Here is a 15,840-nt window from a genome sequence, read left to right on the forward strand (position 1 = left end):
TTCCTTTATCAGCTATATTGACGGTCAATATAAGATGCTAACAATCTCATTTTCATTGCTATGAAATTTGCCTTTATACTTTTGGTTTTAGTCCATGCTTTGATCCACTTATTAGGCTTCGCAAAGGCATTTCAACTGGCAGAGTTAAAGGATTTCCCCATTCAAGTGAGTAAGCCTGCTGGTTTATTTTGGCTGGGTGTTGCCATGATGCTCCTTACAGTAGCCATTTTTTACTATTTGGAAAACAAAGATTGGTGGATATTTGCCTTTATTGGGTTACTGATTTCTCAAGCTTTAATTTTTTCCCAATGGTCAGAGGCCAAATTTGGAAGTTTCCCTAATCTGATCATTTTGTTGGTAGCTTTCATTGCCTTCTTCCAGTACAGTTTCGAAAAAAAGATCCAAAGGGAAACCAAAGAACATATTCAAAATATAAAAGAAGTACCCCAACTGAGCACTGCATCCATCATGCACCTTCCCCCTCCTGTTCAAAAATGGCTGAACAGATCGGGGCTTGTAGACCAAGCCCCCTTAAAATCTGTTTATTCAGAGCAATCTTATAGGTTAAAGCTAAACCCTGAACAGAAAAACTGGTATGCTGCAAGTGCACAGCAGCTTTCCACAGTCAATCCCCCCAGCTTTATCTGGTCTGTAGACTTACAAATGATGCCTCTATTGTTTGCTATCGGGAGGGATAGGTTTTATCAGGGAGAGGGAGAAATGTTGATCAAATTTCTGGCCTTATTTCCTGTGGCCAATGAAGGGAAAAACAATCAGATCAACGAAGCTACCTTACAAAGATTTTTAGGAGAAATAGTCTGGTATCCCTCTGCTGCCATCATGGATTATATACAATGGAAAGAATTGGACAGTCATTCGGCAGAAGCCACCATGAAGGTAGGCAATACTTCGGGTTCCGGCATATTTGAATTTGATGATGACGGTAAATTGATCCGCTTTATTACCCAAAGGTATATGGGAAGTGGTCCGGATGCAGTAAAAAAGGATTGGATAGTAGAGGTTTTGGAACATCAAGCTTTTGAAGGCGTTTTGCTTCCCAGTAAGTGCAATGCTACCTGGAGATTAGAAACAGGAGACTGGACCTGGGCTGAAATACAGATTGACTCAGTAAACTTTAATAGGAATTAATACCTGGTTTGGGTCCTGATTTTTACCTTTTCCTTTCTCACCATTTTATCCGTGAACTTATGTGCATGCTACTGAAATGCCTGTCCTGAAAGTATTTCGAAAAGTGAGATACCTGTTCAATCCCGTTGGAGATGCTTCTTTAAGAAGTCTACGGTTGCCTGATTCACTTTAACCAAATTGCCATACTTCATCCAATGATGGGTATCATCTGGGATGATCAGGGATTCAAATGGCATTTTCCTGTCTTCAAACCTTCTGATCAGATCCGTAGTTTGGCTGACCTGTACGTTTCTATCATCATCACCATGGATAAAAAGTACAGGAGAACGCCAGGTATCCAAATATGCCAAGGGAGAGGAATAGAATGCCGTTCTTTGGGCTTTTTCAAAATCAGGAGCTTTTTCAAATCCATCAGGCATTTCCAGCCTTCTGGAAAGCTCATGAACCCCATGAATGTCCACGCCTGCCGCAAATAGATCCGAATCTTTAGCCAGTGCCAAAGCTGTCAAATAGCCCCCATATGAACCTCCATAAATCCCAATTCTCTCCGGATCCACTTGGGGTAAGCCTGCCAGGTATTCCCCCGCAGCTTTTACATCCAGGTATTCCTCTGCCCCCTGCCAGTAGGTCCTGGCAGGCTTGTGGAATTCATACCCATAGCCTATACCCAACCTGAAATTCACAGACAAGACAACAAAGCCCATATTGGCCAAGTATTGGTTGATTGCATAGGTATTTGAATAATAATCCCCATAATGCCAACCGAGCAACATTTGTCGCTGTGGGCCGCCATGTACGAATAACACAGCCGGCTTTTTATCTGCCCCCCCCTCTTTTTCAAAAATCTGGGCATGTACATCCAATCCATCCGGAGATTTAAAAATCACCTGTTTGGGCTTGACCATTTCGGCCAAGGGAAAATCTTTGGGCAGTAGCTCATCTGCAATCACCTGCATCTGACCTGTACTCAATTGCAGAATTGTAGGCAACATTGGCCTGGCATAAGTTGAGGAAATACAGGCGATAAATTGCGAACTTGATAGCATCACAGGATTGGTTTCAATACTTTCCCCTTGCGACCAAATTTCAAAATTGCCATCTGCAATATTGACCCTACCGATATGCCTTCTGTCAATATCATCATCCAGAGGGCCTGTATTGGCAGAAAAAAGCAGTGATTTACCATCCGGTGCTAATTGGACATGCTCTACCATAAAATTCCCTTTGGTCAATTGACGGGATGGGCCAGCATTAGCATCCATGGCATACATATGCGGCCAACCATCCTCATAAGAAAGATACACCAACTGATTATCAGTGGCCCAATGAAGGTTTGCCCCACCATGTGTGGTGGATATAGATCCCCTCAAAGTCTCAGGAGCTTTCCACCGCATTTTCCCTTCCCCTGACTCCAAGTCTGCTGTCCAAATTTCCCAAGGATTATGACGCTGCTCCAAAATAGGCTGAGGTTCCGCTTTTCCTCCTGGTCTTCGGATAAAAGCTACCAATTTCCCATCAGGGGACCATCTAGGGCTGTAATCCCTACTAAAGGATGGGGAAACATAACTCAGCTTTTTTTCTTGGATGTCAAATACACCCACCAAAGCATGGGTGCCTCTATTGATGGTAAACAATAACTTATCCCCTTGTGGGGACCAACTGAGTTCGCTGACCGAGCCTTTTGTTTCAAAAAGTTGCTCAGGCTTTGGATCGTTTAATTTAAAGGTCCAAACCTGTCTGTTTTTAATATAGGCAACCGTGTGATTGTCTGCCCCAATAACAGGATCATCTCCTTCAGTAATTTTTTCGGCTTTTCCTCCACTATAAGGGACTTTCCAAATCTCCACCTTTGGGATAAATATTTCTTGGGAAGGGTTTATCCCAACATTTCTCTCCCAATTGCTGCCATGTTCTCCTCCCCTTACAAAAATCAGGGTATTGCCATCAGCGGTGTATTGTAGGTTGGTAATTTCCTGACCATCATCATGAGTAAAATCAGTGAGTCTTCTGGGTTTAAAATCAGGAGCCTCCGCAACATACACATTACGCAAGCCTTTTTCATTCATGGCCCAGGCTATTCTATCCTGCTGACCAGCAGCTGTAAGTTCAGATGGAAAAGGAAATGAGTTTACCTGTTCCATGGAGAAACGCTGCGCATTGTTTTGCCCAAATGAAACTAAAAACAGGAAAGTTAAAATCAGTAAATTTCTCATAGGAATGGAATAATATTTTAAAATATAGCCAAAAGCTATGAATGTAAAAAGAAAATTTCTCGGAAGTGTAGCTTTACTTAATATACACGGCAAATTGTGCGCAGAACAAATGAGGATAAAAAAAAAGGCTGTCCCTATTTATGAGACAGCCTCTTAATACTTGTACTTTGGGTTAATTAATCGACTTTCAATACTTCTACACTTACGATTTCCTTGATAGCTTCAACCTTTATCTCTTTGATGATTTCTTTTTCGAGGTTAGCATGCCCATGTCCATCACCTTCAGAAATATGAGGCGCAATGATCAATGCTACAATAGAGGTCAATTTGATCAGGATATTCATGGAAGGCCCTGAAGTATCTTTAAACGGATCACCTACGGTGTCTCCTGTGACAGAGGCTTTGTGGGCTTCAGAACCCTTATACTCCATTTTACCGTTAATCTCTACCCCTTTTTCAAAAGATTTCTTGGCATTGTCCCAAGCACCACCGGCATTATTTTGGAAAATACCCATCATAACACCGGATACGGTGATACCGGCCAACATACCGCCCAATACTTCTGGACCAAATGCAAAACCCACAATAATCGGAGAAATTAAGGCAATGGCTCCTGGAGGTATCATTTCCCTAATGGAAGCAGCCGTAGAAATTTCCACACATTTTTCATACTCAGGCTTGGCCTTGTACTCCATAATTCCAGGAATCTCTTTGAATTGCCTCCTTACCTCATTCACCATATCCATGGCAGCACGACCCACAGCAGCAATGGCTAAGGAGGAGAAAATAAATGGAATCATAGCCCCTATAAATAGACCGGCCAATACATCCGCTTTGTAAATATCGATGGTATTGATGCCTGCCAAACCTACATAAGCGGCAAACAAAGCCAAAGCTGTCAAAGCAGCAGAGGCAATCGCAAAACCTTTTCCGGTAGCTGCAGTGGTATTACCTACCGCATCCAAAATATCTGTTCTTTCACGCACTTCTTTAGGAAGGCCGGACATTTCTGCAATACCCCCTGCATTATCTGCAATTGGCCCAAAAGCATCAATGGCCAACTGCATCGCCGTAGTGGCCATCATTCCAGCTGCTGCAATGGCCACACCATAAAGACCGGCAAAAAGGAAGGAACCATAAATACCCGCAGCCAAAACAATAATAGGCATTACGGTAGACTGCATACCTACAGCCAAACCTGCAATAATATTTGTGGCGTGACCTGTAGAGGACTGTTGTACAATAGAGTTAACAGGTTTTTTCCCAATGGCAGTGTAATATTCTGTAATGATACTCATCAAGGCGCCCACAATCAATCCTAAGAAAACGGCACCAAAAACACCCATTTTTGTAAAAGAAGGAGAGCCTTCACGAATCATCACCAAGTCTCCTTCCGGAAACATATAATCAATAACGAAATAAGAGGCTATAACCGTTAATATAATCGAATACCAGTTACCTTTATTCAAAGCTGCCTGAACACTGTCATTGTCAGTTTTGATTTTCACAAACAGGGTACCTACGACAGAGAATAAAAGACCCAAACCGGCTATCACCAATGGCAATAAGACAGGTGCAATTCCTCCAAAATTATCAGCAGATACTATCTCTCTTCCCAATACCATAGAAGCCAAAATAGTCGCTACATAAGATCCAAAAAGGTCAGCGCCCATACCGGCCACGTCTCCCACATTGTCCCCAACGTTATCTGCAATGGTAGCAGGATTTCTGACATCATCTTCCGGAATACCTGCTTCCACCTTACCTACTAAATCAGCACCCACATCAGCTGCTTTGGTGTAAATACCTCCGCCTACACGGGCAAAAAGGGCAATGGATTCCGCACCCAAAGAAAACCCAGCAAGCACTTCGAGCGCTTTGCTCATTTCCAATCCGTTGACATTGGCTCCGGTGGAAACTACATAAACATTGTAAAATAGAATGAATAGGGAGCCCATTCCCAAAACAGCCAAACCTGCTACACCAAGACCCATTACAGATCCACCCGTAAAGGACACATTTAAGGCATTTTTCAAACTGGTTTTTGCAGCCTGGGTGGTTCTTACATTGGCTTTGGTGGCTATATTCATCCCAATGTAACCTGCAAGGGCAGAAAAAAAGGCACCAATAACAAAAGAGACAGCAATTACCGGACTGGAGGTTTCAATAAGTGTTCCTGACCAAGCTAGGATAATACCGGCTATGATCACAAAGTAAGTCAAAACCCTCCATTCTGCCTTTAAAAAGGCCATCGCACCCTTGGCGATGTGTCCGGCGAGTTCTGCCATGTTAGCATCACCTGCATCCTGCTTGGTTACCCAAGCTGATTTAATTGCCATTACTATCAGGCCTATTATTCCCATAAAGGGAACCACATATACAAACGCTTGTTCCATAAAGTTTACTGAGTTTATAGTCAAAATAACATTCCGACAAAGATATTACTATTCAATTATCAAGCAATCAAAATAGATAAATGTCATGTATTTTTGTATACAGAAGAATATTTTGCATGCAATTGCTTATGATGGGTTATTTATTTTTACCTTTTTCATCCATATATTGGATGGGATAAAATTGAAATATGGATCTAACTTTAATCCTGCTATTTATTTTCTACCTGATTGCACCGGCAGTCATTTTATATTTATGTTATCGCTACCCTTTTCTGGATAAAATTGGATCTGTCATTATCGCCTATGTTTTTGGGCTGGTATTAGGGAATGTGGGTATACTCCCCGGATTGGGAGAAGTGCTATATGAAAAAATCATTACCCATCCCCATACTAATGTGAAGGATGTGAAAAACATGCTTGATGCAGGCCTTATAACAGCCAATGACCTGATCGGTTTCCAGGTTTACCAGCTAAAAGATATCCTCATGAGCATTACGGTACTCTTAGCGATTCCATTAATGCTTTTTTCCACCAATTTAAAATCTTGGAAAAAATTGGCAGGTAAAGTAGTGTTATCTCTTATAATTGCTCTTTTTTCTGTTTTAAGTACAATCACTTTGGGTTTTTTTCTTTTCAGAAACAGTAGTATTGATGACTTATGGAAAATATCCGGCTTGCTTGTAGGGGTCTACACAGGAGGCACACCCAACCTGGCCTCCCTCAAGCTTATGCTGAAAGTAGACGCCAATACTTATATACTTACCCATACCTACGACCTGATCATAGGCGTGTTCTATCTGGGCTTTTTGATTACAGTGGGGAAAAACCTGTTTGGTAAATTTTTACCTCCTTTCCATAATGATATCGCATCCATCAAAAATGCTGAGCATGTAACGAACCCTAAGGCTCCGGATACTACCAAAAAACGGGTACAAGTGATTATCAAGGGGTTGGCATTGTCTATTGGAATTGCTGGAGTTTCTTTAGGCATAGCTACTTTATTTCCTGAAAATCTCCTTATGGTCACCGTGATATTAAGTATTACTAGCTTAGGAATAATCGCCTCCAATGCTGATAAAATCAATCAATTGCCTTTAACTTTTGAGACAGGGATGTACCTGATCCTGATATTCAGCTTGGTTGTGGCCTCCTTGGCGGATATTTCCAATTTTACCGGCATCAACCCATCCCTTCTGGGCTACATCAGCATGGCAGTTTTTGGATCTCTTTTAATCCACGTCCTCTTATGTAAACTATTTAAAATTGATGCTGACACCACGATGATTACCTCGGTTTCTTTCATATGCTCTCCACCATTTGTGCCTGTAATTGCAGGAGCTTTAGGTAATAAACAAATTATTATTTCTGGTATTACAGTAGGAATTATTGGGTATGCTATTGGTAATTATTTGGGTTATTTTTTGGCTAATTTTCTAAAAATGTTTTAGTCATTGTTTTAAAATCTGATTATTTGGCAATATATTAGGAATTCCATAATGAAATGTAATACTTTTTTTAACGCCTGGTGACAATGACAATATTCGATAAAGTTCAGCAAGATGTACAATTCCTCGCACAATGTTTTAGGGAAGTCCTGGAAGAATTGGGAGAATCGGAACTTTCCAACTTATTGGCGCTTAAAACATCTGGAAACCTAAAACCTGAGCAGATTCAAGAGTTGGAAGCAAAACACATTCAGGTATTAAGTATTTACCTGCAATTGATGAATCTTGTCGAAGAAAATGCTGCAGTACAATACAGGAGGCAAGTTTCAGAGCAAGATGGGCCAATAAAAATCCGAGGTTCTTGGGTAGAAACTTTCACCCGGCTAAAAGACAAGGGGTTAAGTGTGAATGAAATTTCCGATCTGTTATCCAAGGTGGAACTCACTCCTGTTTTGACCGCACACCCTACGGAGGCAAAACGTATCTCTGTACTCGAACTGCACCGGGAACTTTATCTTCAAATGGTAAAATTGGAGAATTCCTCCTTCACCAAATTGGAAAAAAATGCCATCAGGGAAAATATAAAGGCCCTTATTGAAAGATGGTGGAAAACCGGAGAGGTTTATCTGGAAAAACCCACTATCCAATCAGAGCGAAATAATGTTGTTCATTATTTTACTAAAGTATTCCCAAAGGCCTTAGCCAAAAGTGATCAGCAGTTAAAGGCAAGCTGGCAACTTATGGGTTTTGACCCTGAATTGCTCAGGTACCCCGAACAGTTCCCCATTCTGCAGTTTGGAAGCTGGGTCGGTGGAGACCGCGACGGACATCCCTACGTAACGGCGGAAATTACAGCAGAGACTTTGTTGACCCACAGAAAAAATGCACTTGACTTGTTAAGAAGTCAGATATTCGATCTGGGTGCCAAAATGACCTTTTCGGAAATTCGTAACCCTATCCCTGAATTTTTCAAAGAAAGCATAGAAGAGAAAACAAAGGAACTTGGCAACCATGGTTTATCAGCCGTAAAAAGAAATCCATACGAACCCTGGAGACAGTTCATCAACCTGATACTCCTCCAATTGGACAATACAGCTTCTGAAATTCCAAATGAGGACATCCCCATCTATGAAAATCCGGAGGCCCTTGCCAAAGATCTAAAAGTTCTTAGGGAAAGTCTATTGGCCATAGGGGCAAACAGGGTGGTGGATGAACTTTTGTTTCCTGTCGAACGACAAAATCAGTGTTTCGGATTTCACCTTGCCAAACTGGATATCAGACAGAACTCCACATTTCATGATAAGGCGTTTGAGCAAATTCTTTCCACTACCTATCCTCATCTGTCCCCTTTCAATACTTGGAGCGAAGAAGAAAGACTCAGCTTCATGTTGAATGAATTGGAAAATCCAAGACCCTTTGGTGTCGTAGGAAAATCCTTTGGGCCAGAGGCAGATAAAGTATTGGGGTATTATCGGGCTGTTAAGAACCACACCGACCTTCACGGAAATGATGGAATAGGAACATTTATCATCAGTATGACCCGCCAAGTCAGTGATATTTTGATGGTATACCTCTATTTTAGAGAAGTAGGGTTAGATCCTGCCGCCTTTAAGGTTGCCCCTCTTTTTGAAACCATTGAAGACTTAAAGCAGTCCTCTACCATCATGCAGGACTTCCTCAAGCTTCCGTTCTACCAAAGGGTTAAATCAGGCCTTCAGGAAATCATGCTGGGCTATTCTGACAGCAATAAAGATGGAGGGATACTGGCGAGTAGGTGGAACATTTACCAGACAGAAAAAGCGCTGACAGATGTAGGAAATGAGCATGGACTCAATCTTCAATTTTTCCACGGCATGGGTGGCACCATTAGCCGGGGCGGCGGAAAATATCACCGTTTTTTGGAAAGTATGCCACTAGGCAGCTTAAGTGGTAAAATGAAGTTGACCGTTCAGGGTGAAACGATCGCCCAACAATTCGCCAACCTGTTAAATGGTGTATACAACATCGAAATGCTGCTTTCAGGCATTACCCTACAAACAGCATTTTTTGATTATCCGGAAAAAGCCCACACCTTCCCTGAACCTGCTTTACAAAGGTTGGCAGATTTTGCCTTCTCCCAGTACAGAACTTTGATGGAACACCCAAATTTTGTGGAATTTTATGGAGAAGCCACCCCTATAGATGTTTTGGAAATGAGTAAAATCGGTTCCAGACCGGCCAGGAGAACAGGAACCCGTACACTTGCCGATCTCCGTGCCATCCCTTGGGTATTCAGCTGGAACCAATCCAGATTCAACCTTACCGGCTGGTTTGGGATTGGCTTTGCGCTGGAAAAGATGAAGAAGGAGGAACCGGAGTTGTATGCATCTTTAAAAGCCAATGCCAATACCTGGCCATTACTAAGGTATATTTTGATTCAGGTAGAAACCAATGTGATGAATGCTGATGCGGAATGGATGAAAGTCTATGCATCTAAAGTTAATAATCCTGAAACCCGAGAAACCATCCTTACCATCATTCTCGAAGAATACCAAAAAAGCCTGGACGAAATTGCCCTGATGTTTGAGGAAAGTAGAGAGAAAAGGAGGGTCAGCCAATTGGATAATTTGCGCCGCAGAACCTTGGCTTTAAACGCCCTGCACAAGCTGCAGTTGGACAACCTCAGCCTTTGGAGGGCCGAAAAGGACATAGAGCCGGAGCGCTCCGAGGTTTTGGTAAAAAAACTGCTTGAAATTACCACGGCACTAGCTAGTGGTTTGAAAAACACGGGATAATATGTTGCTCGATTAACCCCTTGATATCCTCCTTCCTCATTGGTTTTTCTAAAAAATCAATGAGGAAAGGGAATTCATGAACCAATTTTTTATCTTCCTCCAATAGGGAAGATGATAAAATTACCACGTACAGATCAAATGCAATATCCATATACTGAATTTCTTGAAGTACCGCCCTCCCATTCTTCACGGGCATGTTTAAATCCAACAAGACAAAAAAACACTTACTGGAATCATGGTTTTCATTTAAATAATCTAAAAATTCCTGCCCATCATCAAACGTTTTAGTGGTGATATCCTGATCAATGCTTTCAAGGATGTGCCGGTTCATTAAATGCGTAATTGGATCATCATCTACCAACAATACTTCGAATTCTTTCATGTTTTGATTTCCTTGCATGGTACAAAACAAATAAAGTTTTACAGGAAAGTCACTAAATGATGACGCTCGTTCATTTACAAAAAATAACAAAATTACAGACAATAGAATATATAAAAGTGTAAAATTTACCAGTAAACGGTATCATAATGTCTACAAAATATTTTAAAATGAGTAAAAGAGGTAAGAAAGATTTCGTAATTTAAGCTTTCCTAACCGTCAGCAGCATGAAGTTTTTTTTTCCTGTGTTTCTAATTGTCTCCCACTTGATTATCGGTAATATCCAAGACTCCACGGCTCAAACAGCCAGGGAAATTGTGGAAATTATGGATCAAAAAATGCGTGGTGAATCCATGATAGTAGAGATGGAAATGGAAATAATCCGCCCCCGCTTCTCCCGTACCATTGGCATCAAAAGTTGGTCAAAGGGGCAGGATTTTTCCATGATCCTGATAACAGCACCTGCCAGGGACAGGGGAACTTCATTTTTGAAGAGGCAGAGAGAAATCTGGAATTGGGTACCCAACATTGAACGGACCATCAAGCTTCCACCGTCTATGATGGCCCAGTCCTGGATGGGCTCAGATTTTACCAATGATGATTTGGTCCGTGAGAGTTCGATCATCAATGATTATGTACACAGCATCATTGGTTCAGAAGTCATTGACGGAATGGAATGTTATAAAATCGAAATGATTCCCAAACCAGATGCCGCAGTAGTTTTTGGCAAAATCTTGGTCTGGATCACCAAAGACTCCTATCTCCAATTAAGGGGAGAAAATTATGATGAATATGGAGCACTTGTCAGTACTGTAATAGGATCAAATATAAAAAAAATGGATGATAGGGAAATCCCCACCGTATTGGAAATGATTCCTTCTGACAAGCCTGGAAATAAAACCATCCTAAGATACCTGAATATTGAATTTGACCGACCTATTGAAGAAGCCTTCTTTTCTGTTCAAAGGATGAAAGATTTACGCTGATGAACTGGATATTGATTTTTAAGTTGGCTTGGAGAAATCTCTGGCGAAATAAAAGAAGAACCCTGATTACCGCAGGTTCCATTCTTTTTGCTGTCATTTTGGCCCTCTTGATGGATTCCATGAATATTGGTTCGCATGAACAAATCATCAGCAACTCCCTTCGCTTTGGAACAGGCTATCTCCAAATCCAGGATACTGCCTATTTTGAAACCCCATCTTTGGATTTTGCTTTTGACTTGGACAAGCGTCAGGAAGAAGCTTTGAATCAGCTTTTGAGACATCATGCCTATGCCGTACCCAGGGTAGAATCTTTTGTGCTTGCCGCAGGAGAAAGCGAAACCAGAGGAGCTTTGGTAATTGGCATTATACCGGAATTGGAAAACCGTATGAATGGATTTCAAAATTTTCTGACAGAAGGGAAAATCTTAAATAACGATGACCAAATGGTAATGGTCGGGAGCGGACTGGCCCAAAGACTTTCACTCTCCCTCCATGATACCTTGGTAGTTATAGGTCAGGGGTATCAAGGCATGCAGGCAGCGGGCAAATACCCAATAAAAGGCATTATCTCCCATCCTATGGAATTCCTTGACAACCAATTGATCTACCTGCCATTTGAGGAGGCTTCTTGGTTATTTGTCATGGATGGAAAAGCAAGCCATTGGCTCATCATGGCAGACACTGATAAAAGTGCACTTAGGGTGCAACAAGAGATTGAAAAACTTCTGGAAGGAACAGAACTGCAAGTCCTGCATTGGAAAGACTTGCAGCCTGACCTGGTTAAAGCTTTGGCATTTGATGCGGTCTCTGGAAGAATCATGCAGTTTATCCTGTACGTAGTGATTGCTTTTGGCATCTTTGGTACGGTGCTCACCATGACCCTGGAAAGACAAAAGGAGTTTGCCATCTTGGTCAGCTTGGGGATGAAGCGCCATATCCTGGCCTTACAGTGCTTTATTGAAACCATTCTGATCAGTATTTTGGGCGTTGGAGCTGGGATTGTACTCGGTTTTCCCGTGTTGTTTTATTTCAACCGCAATCCCATTCCCTTAGGAGAAGGATTATCAGACCTGGTGAAAGAATATGGCATGGAACCCTTTTTGCCTTTTTCATTGGCGCCCACCGTTTTCATCTTCCAGGGAATCACCATGCTGATCCTTACCTTGATCATTACCACTTATCCTGTTTGGAGAAGCTTAACCTTTCCTGTCCTTGAAAATTTAAGAAGATGAGAACCTTGCTATTGCTATCCTGGAAAAACATTTGGAGAAACAAAGGCAGAAGCATGGCCTTGATGATGGCCATTATTTTAGGGATAGCTGCAGGCTTGCTTATGTTTGGACTGGTGGCGGGATTGGTCATGCAGCGCTTCAATGGATTAGTGCAGAACCATCTTTCCCATATCCAAATTCACCATAAAGATTATTTAAGGGAACAGGAAAATAAAATGATCCTTCCAAACCCTCAGCGGATCAGACAAAGTTTGGCGGGCATGCCAGAAATAAAAGGCTATGCTTTCAGGACACTCAGTTTTGGTATGCTGGCCTCCGGATATAATTCCTCAGGAGTAAAGATTACCGGAATCAACAAGGAAGAAGAGGGTGGCATCAGTAAATTCAGGTATAATATCATAGATGGGGAATACCTTGATGAATCCATGCGTAACCCCTTACTGATTTCACAGCGAAATGCCCGTAAATTGAGGGTACAATTGGGTGGAAGGGTAATTTTAACTTTTCAAAACCTGGAAGGTGATCTTACTTCTGCTGCATTCAGGGTAAGCGGAATCTTCAGAACCTCAGACTCCAATTTTGATGACCTGAATGTTTATGTTAACCAAGCTGATCTGCAAGAGCTTCTGGGAGAAAATGAGGCTTACCATCAAGTCGCTATATTACTGGAAAGCCATGAAGAAGCAGAAAATTTAGCTGCACTTTTATCAGAAAAATTACCAGAGGTGGATATCCGAAGTTGGTCAGCCTTATCTCCTGAGTTGAGGATTCTGGTTGAACAAGGCGGATTCATCATGTACATTTTTATGATAATCATCTTATTGGGGCTTTCTTTTGGAATATTGAATACCATGCTGATGGCAGTATTTGAAAGGGTACAGGAATTGGGCATGTTGATGGCCATTGGTATGACAAAAATCAAAGTCGCGGCTATGATTGTCCTTGAAACCACATTCATTGCCTTGATCGGGGGTGTTATAGGAGTCGTTTTAGGTTTGGGAATCCACAGTTTGATTGCAGAGGAGGGCTTGGATCTATCCGGTTTTGCAGATGCACTCGCAGAATTTGGCTATGATGCCATCATTTATCCCCTATTGGAAGCCAAAGATGTTGGGATTACCATTATCATGGTCTCTATAACAGCGGTTTTAGCAGCAGTTATCCCGGCGATAAGGGCTGTACAATTAAACCCAGCCGAAGCAGTTAGAAAATAATTCAAGTACTTATGCCTATCATACAGACACAGCAGCTTTTCAAAATTTATAATGAGGATACCATTCCCGTCTATGCATTGAGGGACCTGAGTTTGGATTTTGAAGAAGGAGAATTTACTACCATCGTGGGGCCATCTGGATCGGGAAAAACCACCTTATTGAACATGATAGGAGGACTTGACACCCCTACCCGTGGGGACGTATTTATCGATGGTACCAATATCGCATCCTTACGCAAGGGAGACCTAATAGATTTTCGCTTGAGAAATATCGGCTTTGTATTCCAATCCTATAACCTCATCCCTGTCCTTACCGCTTTGGAAAACGTCAGCTTGATCATGGAATTACAAAACTTAGACCCCAAATCCACCAGGGAAAGAGCACTTCAGGTTTTAGAGGAAGTGGGTTTGGCTGATAAACTGCACAGCAAACCTTCAGAATTATCAGGAGGACAGCAACAACGGGTGGCAGTGGCCAGGGCATTGGCTTCCCGGCCAAAATTCGTTTTGGCAGATGAACCCACCGCCAACTTGGACAGCAAAGCTGCCATGAACTTATTGGATATTATGGCCAAATTGAATGAGGAAGAATCCATGACCTTTATTTTCAGCACCCATGACCAGCGGGTCATCGAAAGGGCAAGAAGAGTAGTCACCTTGGTAGACGGCGCATTACATGAAGACCTTGTCAAAGCAAAATAAGTCAACTTTACTTTTTATCGTTCCAACTTGGATTCTGTGCTTTTCCATAGTGACGCCTGTTGCTGCACAAAGTTTTGCACTACAGGTGGATTCTTTAAAAAATGGCTTTCAAAATGATTTCCAAATTGAAAAATTAAGTGAAAAATCCTTGGGAGAGGATTCGGAATTTACAGTTAAAGAAGTATCTCCTTATCCGGAATATCAATTGAATGGCTACCTCAAGTACCTTCCCTCCTACCGGAAAAGTCCATCCTTTGAGAATGCCTTTTTTGACCAATTATTGCACAACCGCTTTAATTTGAGGGCCAATTTCAATGAAAAATGGACAGCTTATGGAAGCTTGAGAACGAGGTTCTTTATAGGTAGTTCAGTTAAGGAATTCCCTTTTTTTAAAGATTTTTTGGAAGAAGATTTTGGCTTTTTCAATATCAGCAAAGTGCTTTGGAGTGGCAATAATTTCATGTTGCACAGTACCATCGATAGGTTTTTCACAGAATATAGAACCGATAAGTGGCAGGTACGCATCGGTAGGCAACGCATCAATTGGGGCATTAATTTAGTCTCCAATCCCAACGACCTTTTCAATACCTATTCTTTCTTTGATTTCGATTATGAAGAAAGACCCGGAACCGATGCCATCAGGGTTTCTTATTTTACTGGTGACTTAAGCAGGATAGAATTTGCTGTTGCCCCAGGCAGAACAAAGAAAGAAAGTGTGGCTGCAGTCTATTATTCACTCAACCACCGGGGTTATGACCTGCAATTTATCAGTGGATACTTCAAAGACCGATGGACAGGAGGCTTTGGATGGGCAGGAAGTATAAAAGATACAGGTTTCAAGGGTGAATTCAGTTACTTTCGAGACCTGAACCCTATACCTGGAAGAGAAGCTGGTAATTTTGTGGTAAGTACTTCTGTTGACCATATGTTTGGGAACGGTATTTTTCTGGTGGTAGAATATCTATATAATCAACCAAGAAAAGGCAGTGAGCAAAATGTGCTTTTACTTACAAGACCATTACAAGCGGACAATCTATCCTTTACAGATCATTCGGTTTTTGTTCAGGGAACCTACCCCATTTCCCCCATTTTGAATGCAGGTTTGGCTGGATTTTATTATCCCACAGATCCTGCGGTCTTTATCAGTCCAAGCTTTACTGGCAATGTGCTTGAAAACCTCGACCTTTTATTGATCGGTCAATTTTTTGTTGGCGGTTCAGGTTCTATTTTTGAAGAGGCAGGAAGTTTGATTGCCGCAGCACTGAAATGGAGTTTCTGAAAAAAATATAGTAATTTCTATCTCATTCTTTCCATTTATGAATGCTTGTAACTACATTCATGTTAACTTAAT

At 41.6% G+C, this 15,840-nt stretch carries 11 protein-coding genes; 8 read left to right on the plus strand and 3 right to left on the minus strand.

All coding sequences use genetic code 11. From position 1 onward, the window contains the following. Window positions 1–60 precede the first annotated feature (60 nt). On the plus strand, window positions 61–1,149 hold the full coding sequence (locus B879_RS04345) for a DUF6544 family protein (protein WP_009183927.1): 1,089 nt from the start codon (window positions 61–63) through the stop codon (window positions 1,147–1,149). Between the two features lie 116 nt (window positions 1,150–1,265). Here the strand turns inward: B879_RS04345 and B879_RS04350 are convergent, their stop codons facing one another. Further along, a complete protein-coding gene (locus tag B879_RS04350) occupies window positions 1,266–3,362 on the minus strand; it encodes a prolyl oligopeptidase family serine peptidase (RefSeq protein ID WP_009183928.1) in 2,097 nt (698 codons plus the stop codon). Window positions 3,363–3,538: 176 nt separating this feature from the next. Further along, entirely contained in the window at window positions 3,539–5,758 is a 2,220-nt protein-coding gene (locus B879_RS04355; RefSeq protein ID WP_009183930.1) for a sodium-translocating pyrophosphatase, read from the minus strand. A 188-nt stretch (window positions 5,759–5,946) separates the two neighbouring features. Between B879_RS04355 and B879_RS04360 the strand changes: the two genes are divergently transcribed. Beyond that, the gene (locus tag B879_RS04360) at window positions 5,947–7,206 is read left to right on the plus strand and encodes a DUF819 family protein (RefSeq protein ID WP_009183931.1); all 1,260 of its coding nucleotides are present in this window, start codon (window positions 5,947–5,949) and stop codon (window positions 7,204–7,206) included. A gap of 83 nt (window positions 7,207–7,289) precedes the next feature. Then, on the plus strand, window positions 7,290–9,977 hold the full coding sequence (locus B879_RS04365; protein ID WP_009183932.1) for a phosphoenolpyruvate carboxylase: 2,688 nt from the start codon (window positions 7,290–7,292) through the stop codon (window positions 9,975–9,977). Here the strand turns inward: B879_RS04365 and B879_RS04370 are convergent. After that, the gene (locus B879_RS04370) at window positions 9,952–10,359 is read right to left on the minus strand and encodes a response regulator (RefSeq protein ID WP_009183933.1); all 408 of its coding nucleotides are present in this window, start codon (window positions 10,357–10,359) and stop codon (window positions 9,952–9,954) included. The genes B879_RS04365 and B879_RS04370 overlap by 26 nt on opposite strands. Before the next feature lie 224 nt (window positions 10,360–10,583). On the opposite strand from B879_RS04370, the gene B879_RS04375 reads away from it, so the two are divergent. Genes B879_RS04375 through B879_RS04395 form a run of 5 tightly spaced genes read left to right on the plus strand, consistent with a single transcriptional unit; the run spans window position 10,584 to window position 15,768 of the window. Next, complete coding sequence (locus B879_RS04375; RefSeq protein WP_009183934.1) at window positions 10,584–11,342, plus strand: outer membrane lipoprotein-sorting protein; 759 nt, start codon at window positions 10,584–10,586, stop codon at window positions 11,340–11,342. Next, window positions 11,342–12,574: an ABC transporter permease gene (locus B879_RS04380; RefSeq protein ID WP_009183935.1), complete on the plus strand. Its 1,233-nt coding sequence runs from the start codon at window positions 11,342–11,344 to the stop codon at window positions 12,572–12,574. The genes B879_RS04375 and B879_RS04380 overlap by 1 nt, the downstream gene beginning before the upstream one ends. After that, window positions 12,571–13,788, plus strand: a complete 1,218-nt coding sequence (locus B879_RS04385) for an ABC transporter permease (protein ID WP_009183936.1) — start codon at window positions 12,571–12,573, stop codon at window positions 13,786–13,788. Before B879_RS04380 ends, B879_RS04385 begins: the two co-directional genes overlap by 4 nt. Window positions 13,789–13,799: 11 nt before the next feature. After that, entirely contained in the window at window positions 13,800–14,489 is a 690-nt protein-coding gene (locus B879_RS04390; protein WP_009183937.1) for an ABC transporter ATP-binding protein, read from the plus strand. Beyond that, a complete protein-coding gene (locus tag B879_RS04395; RefSeq protein WP_009183938.1) occupies window positions 14,464–15,768 on the plus strand; it encodes a hypothetical protein in 1,305 nt (434 codons plus the stop codon). The genes B879_RS04390 and B879_RS04395 overlap by 26 nt, the downstream gene beginning before the upstream one ends. Window positions 15,769–15,840 lie beyond the last annotated feature (72 nt).

Source organism: Cecembia lonarensis LW9 (assembly GCF_000298295.1).
GTDB classification, from domain to species: domain Bacteria; phylum Bacteroidota; class Bacteroidia; order Cytophagales; family Cyclobacteriaceae; genus Cecembia; species Cecembia lonarensis.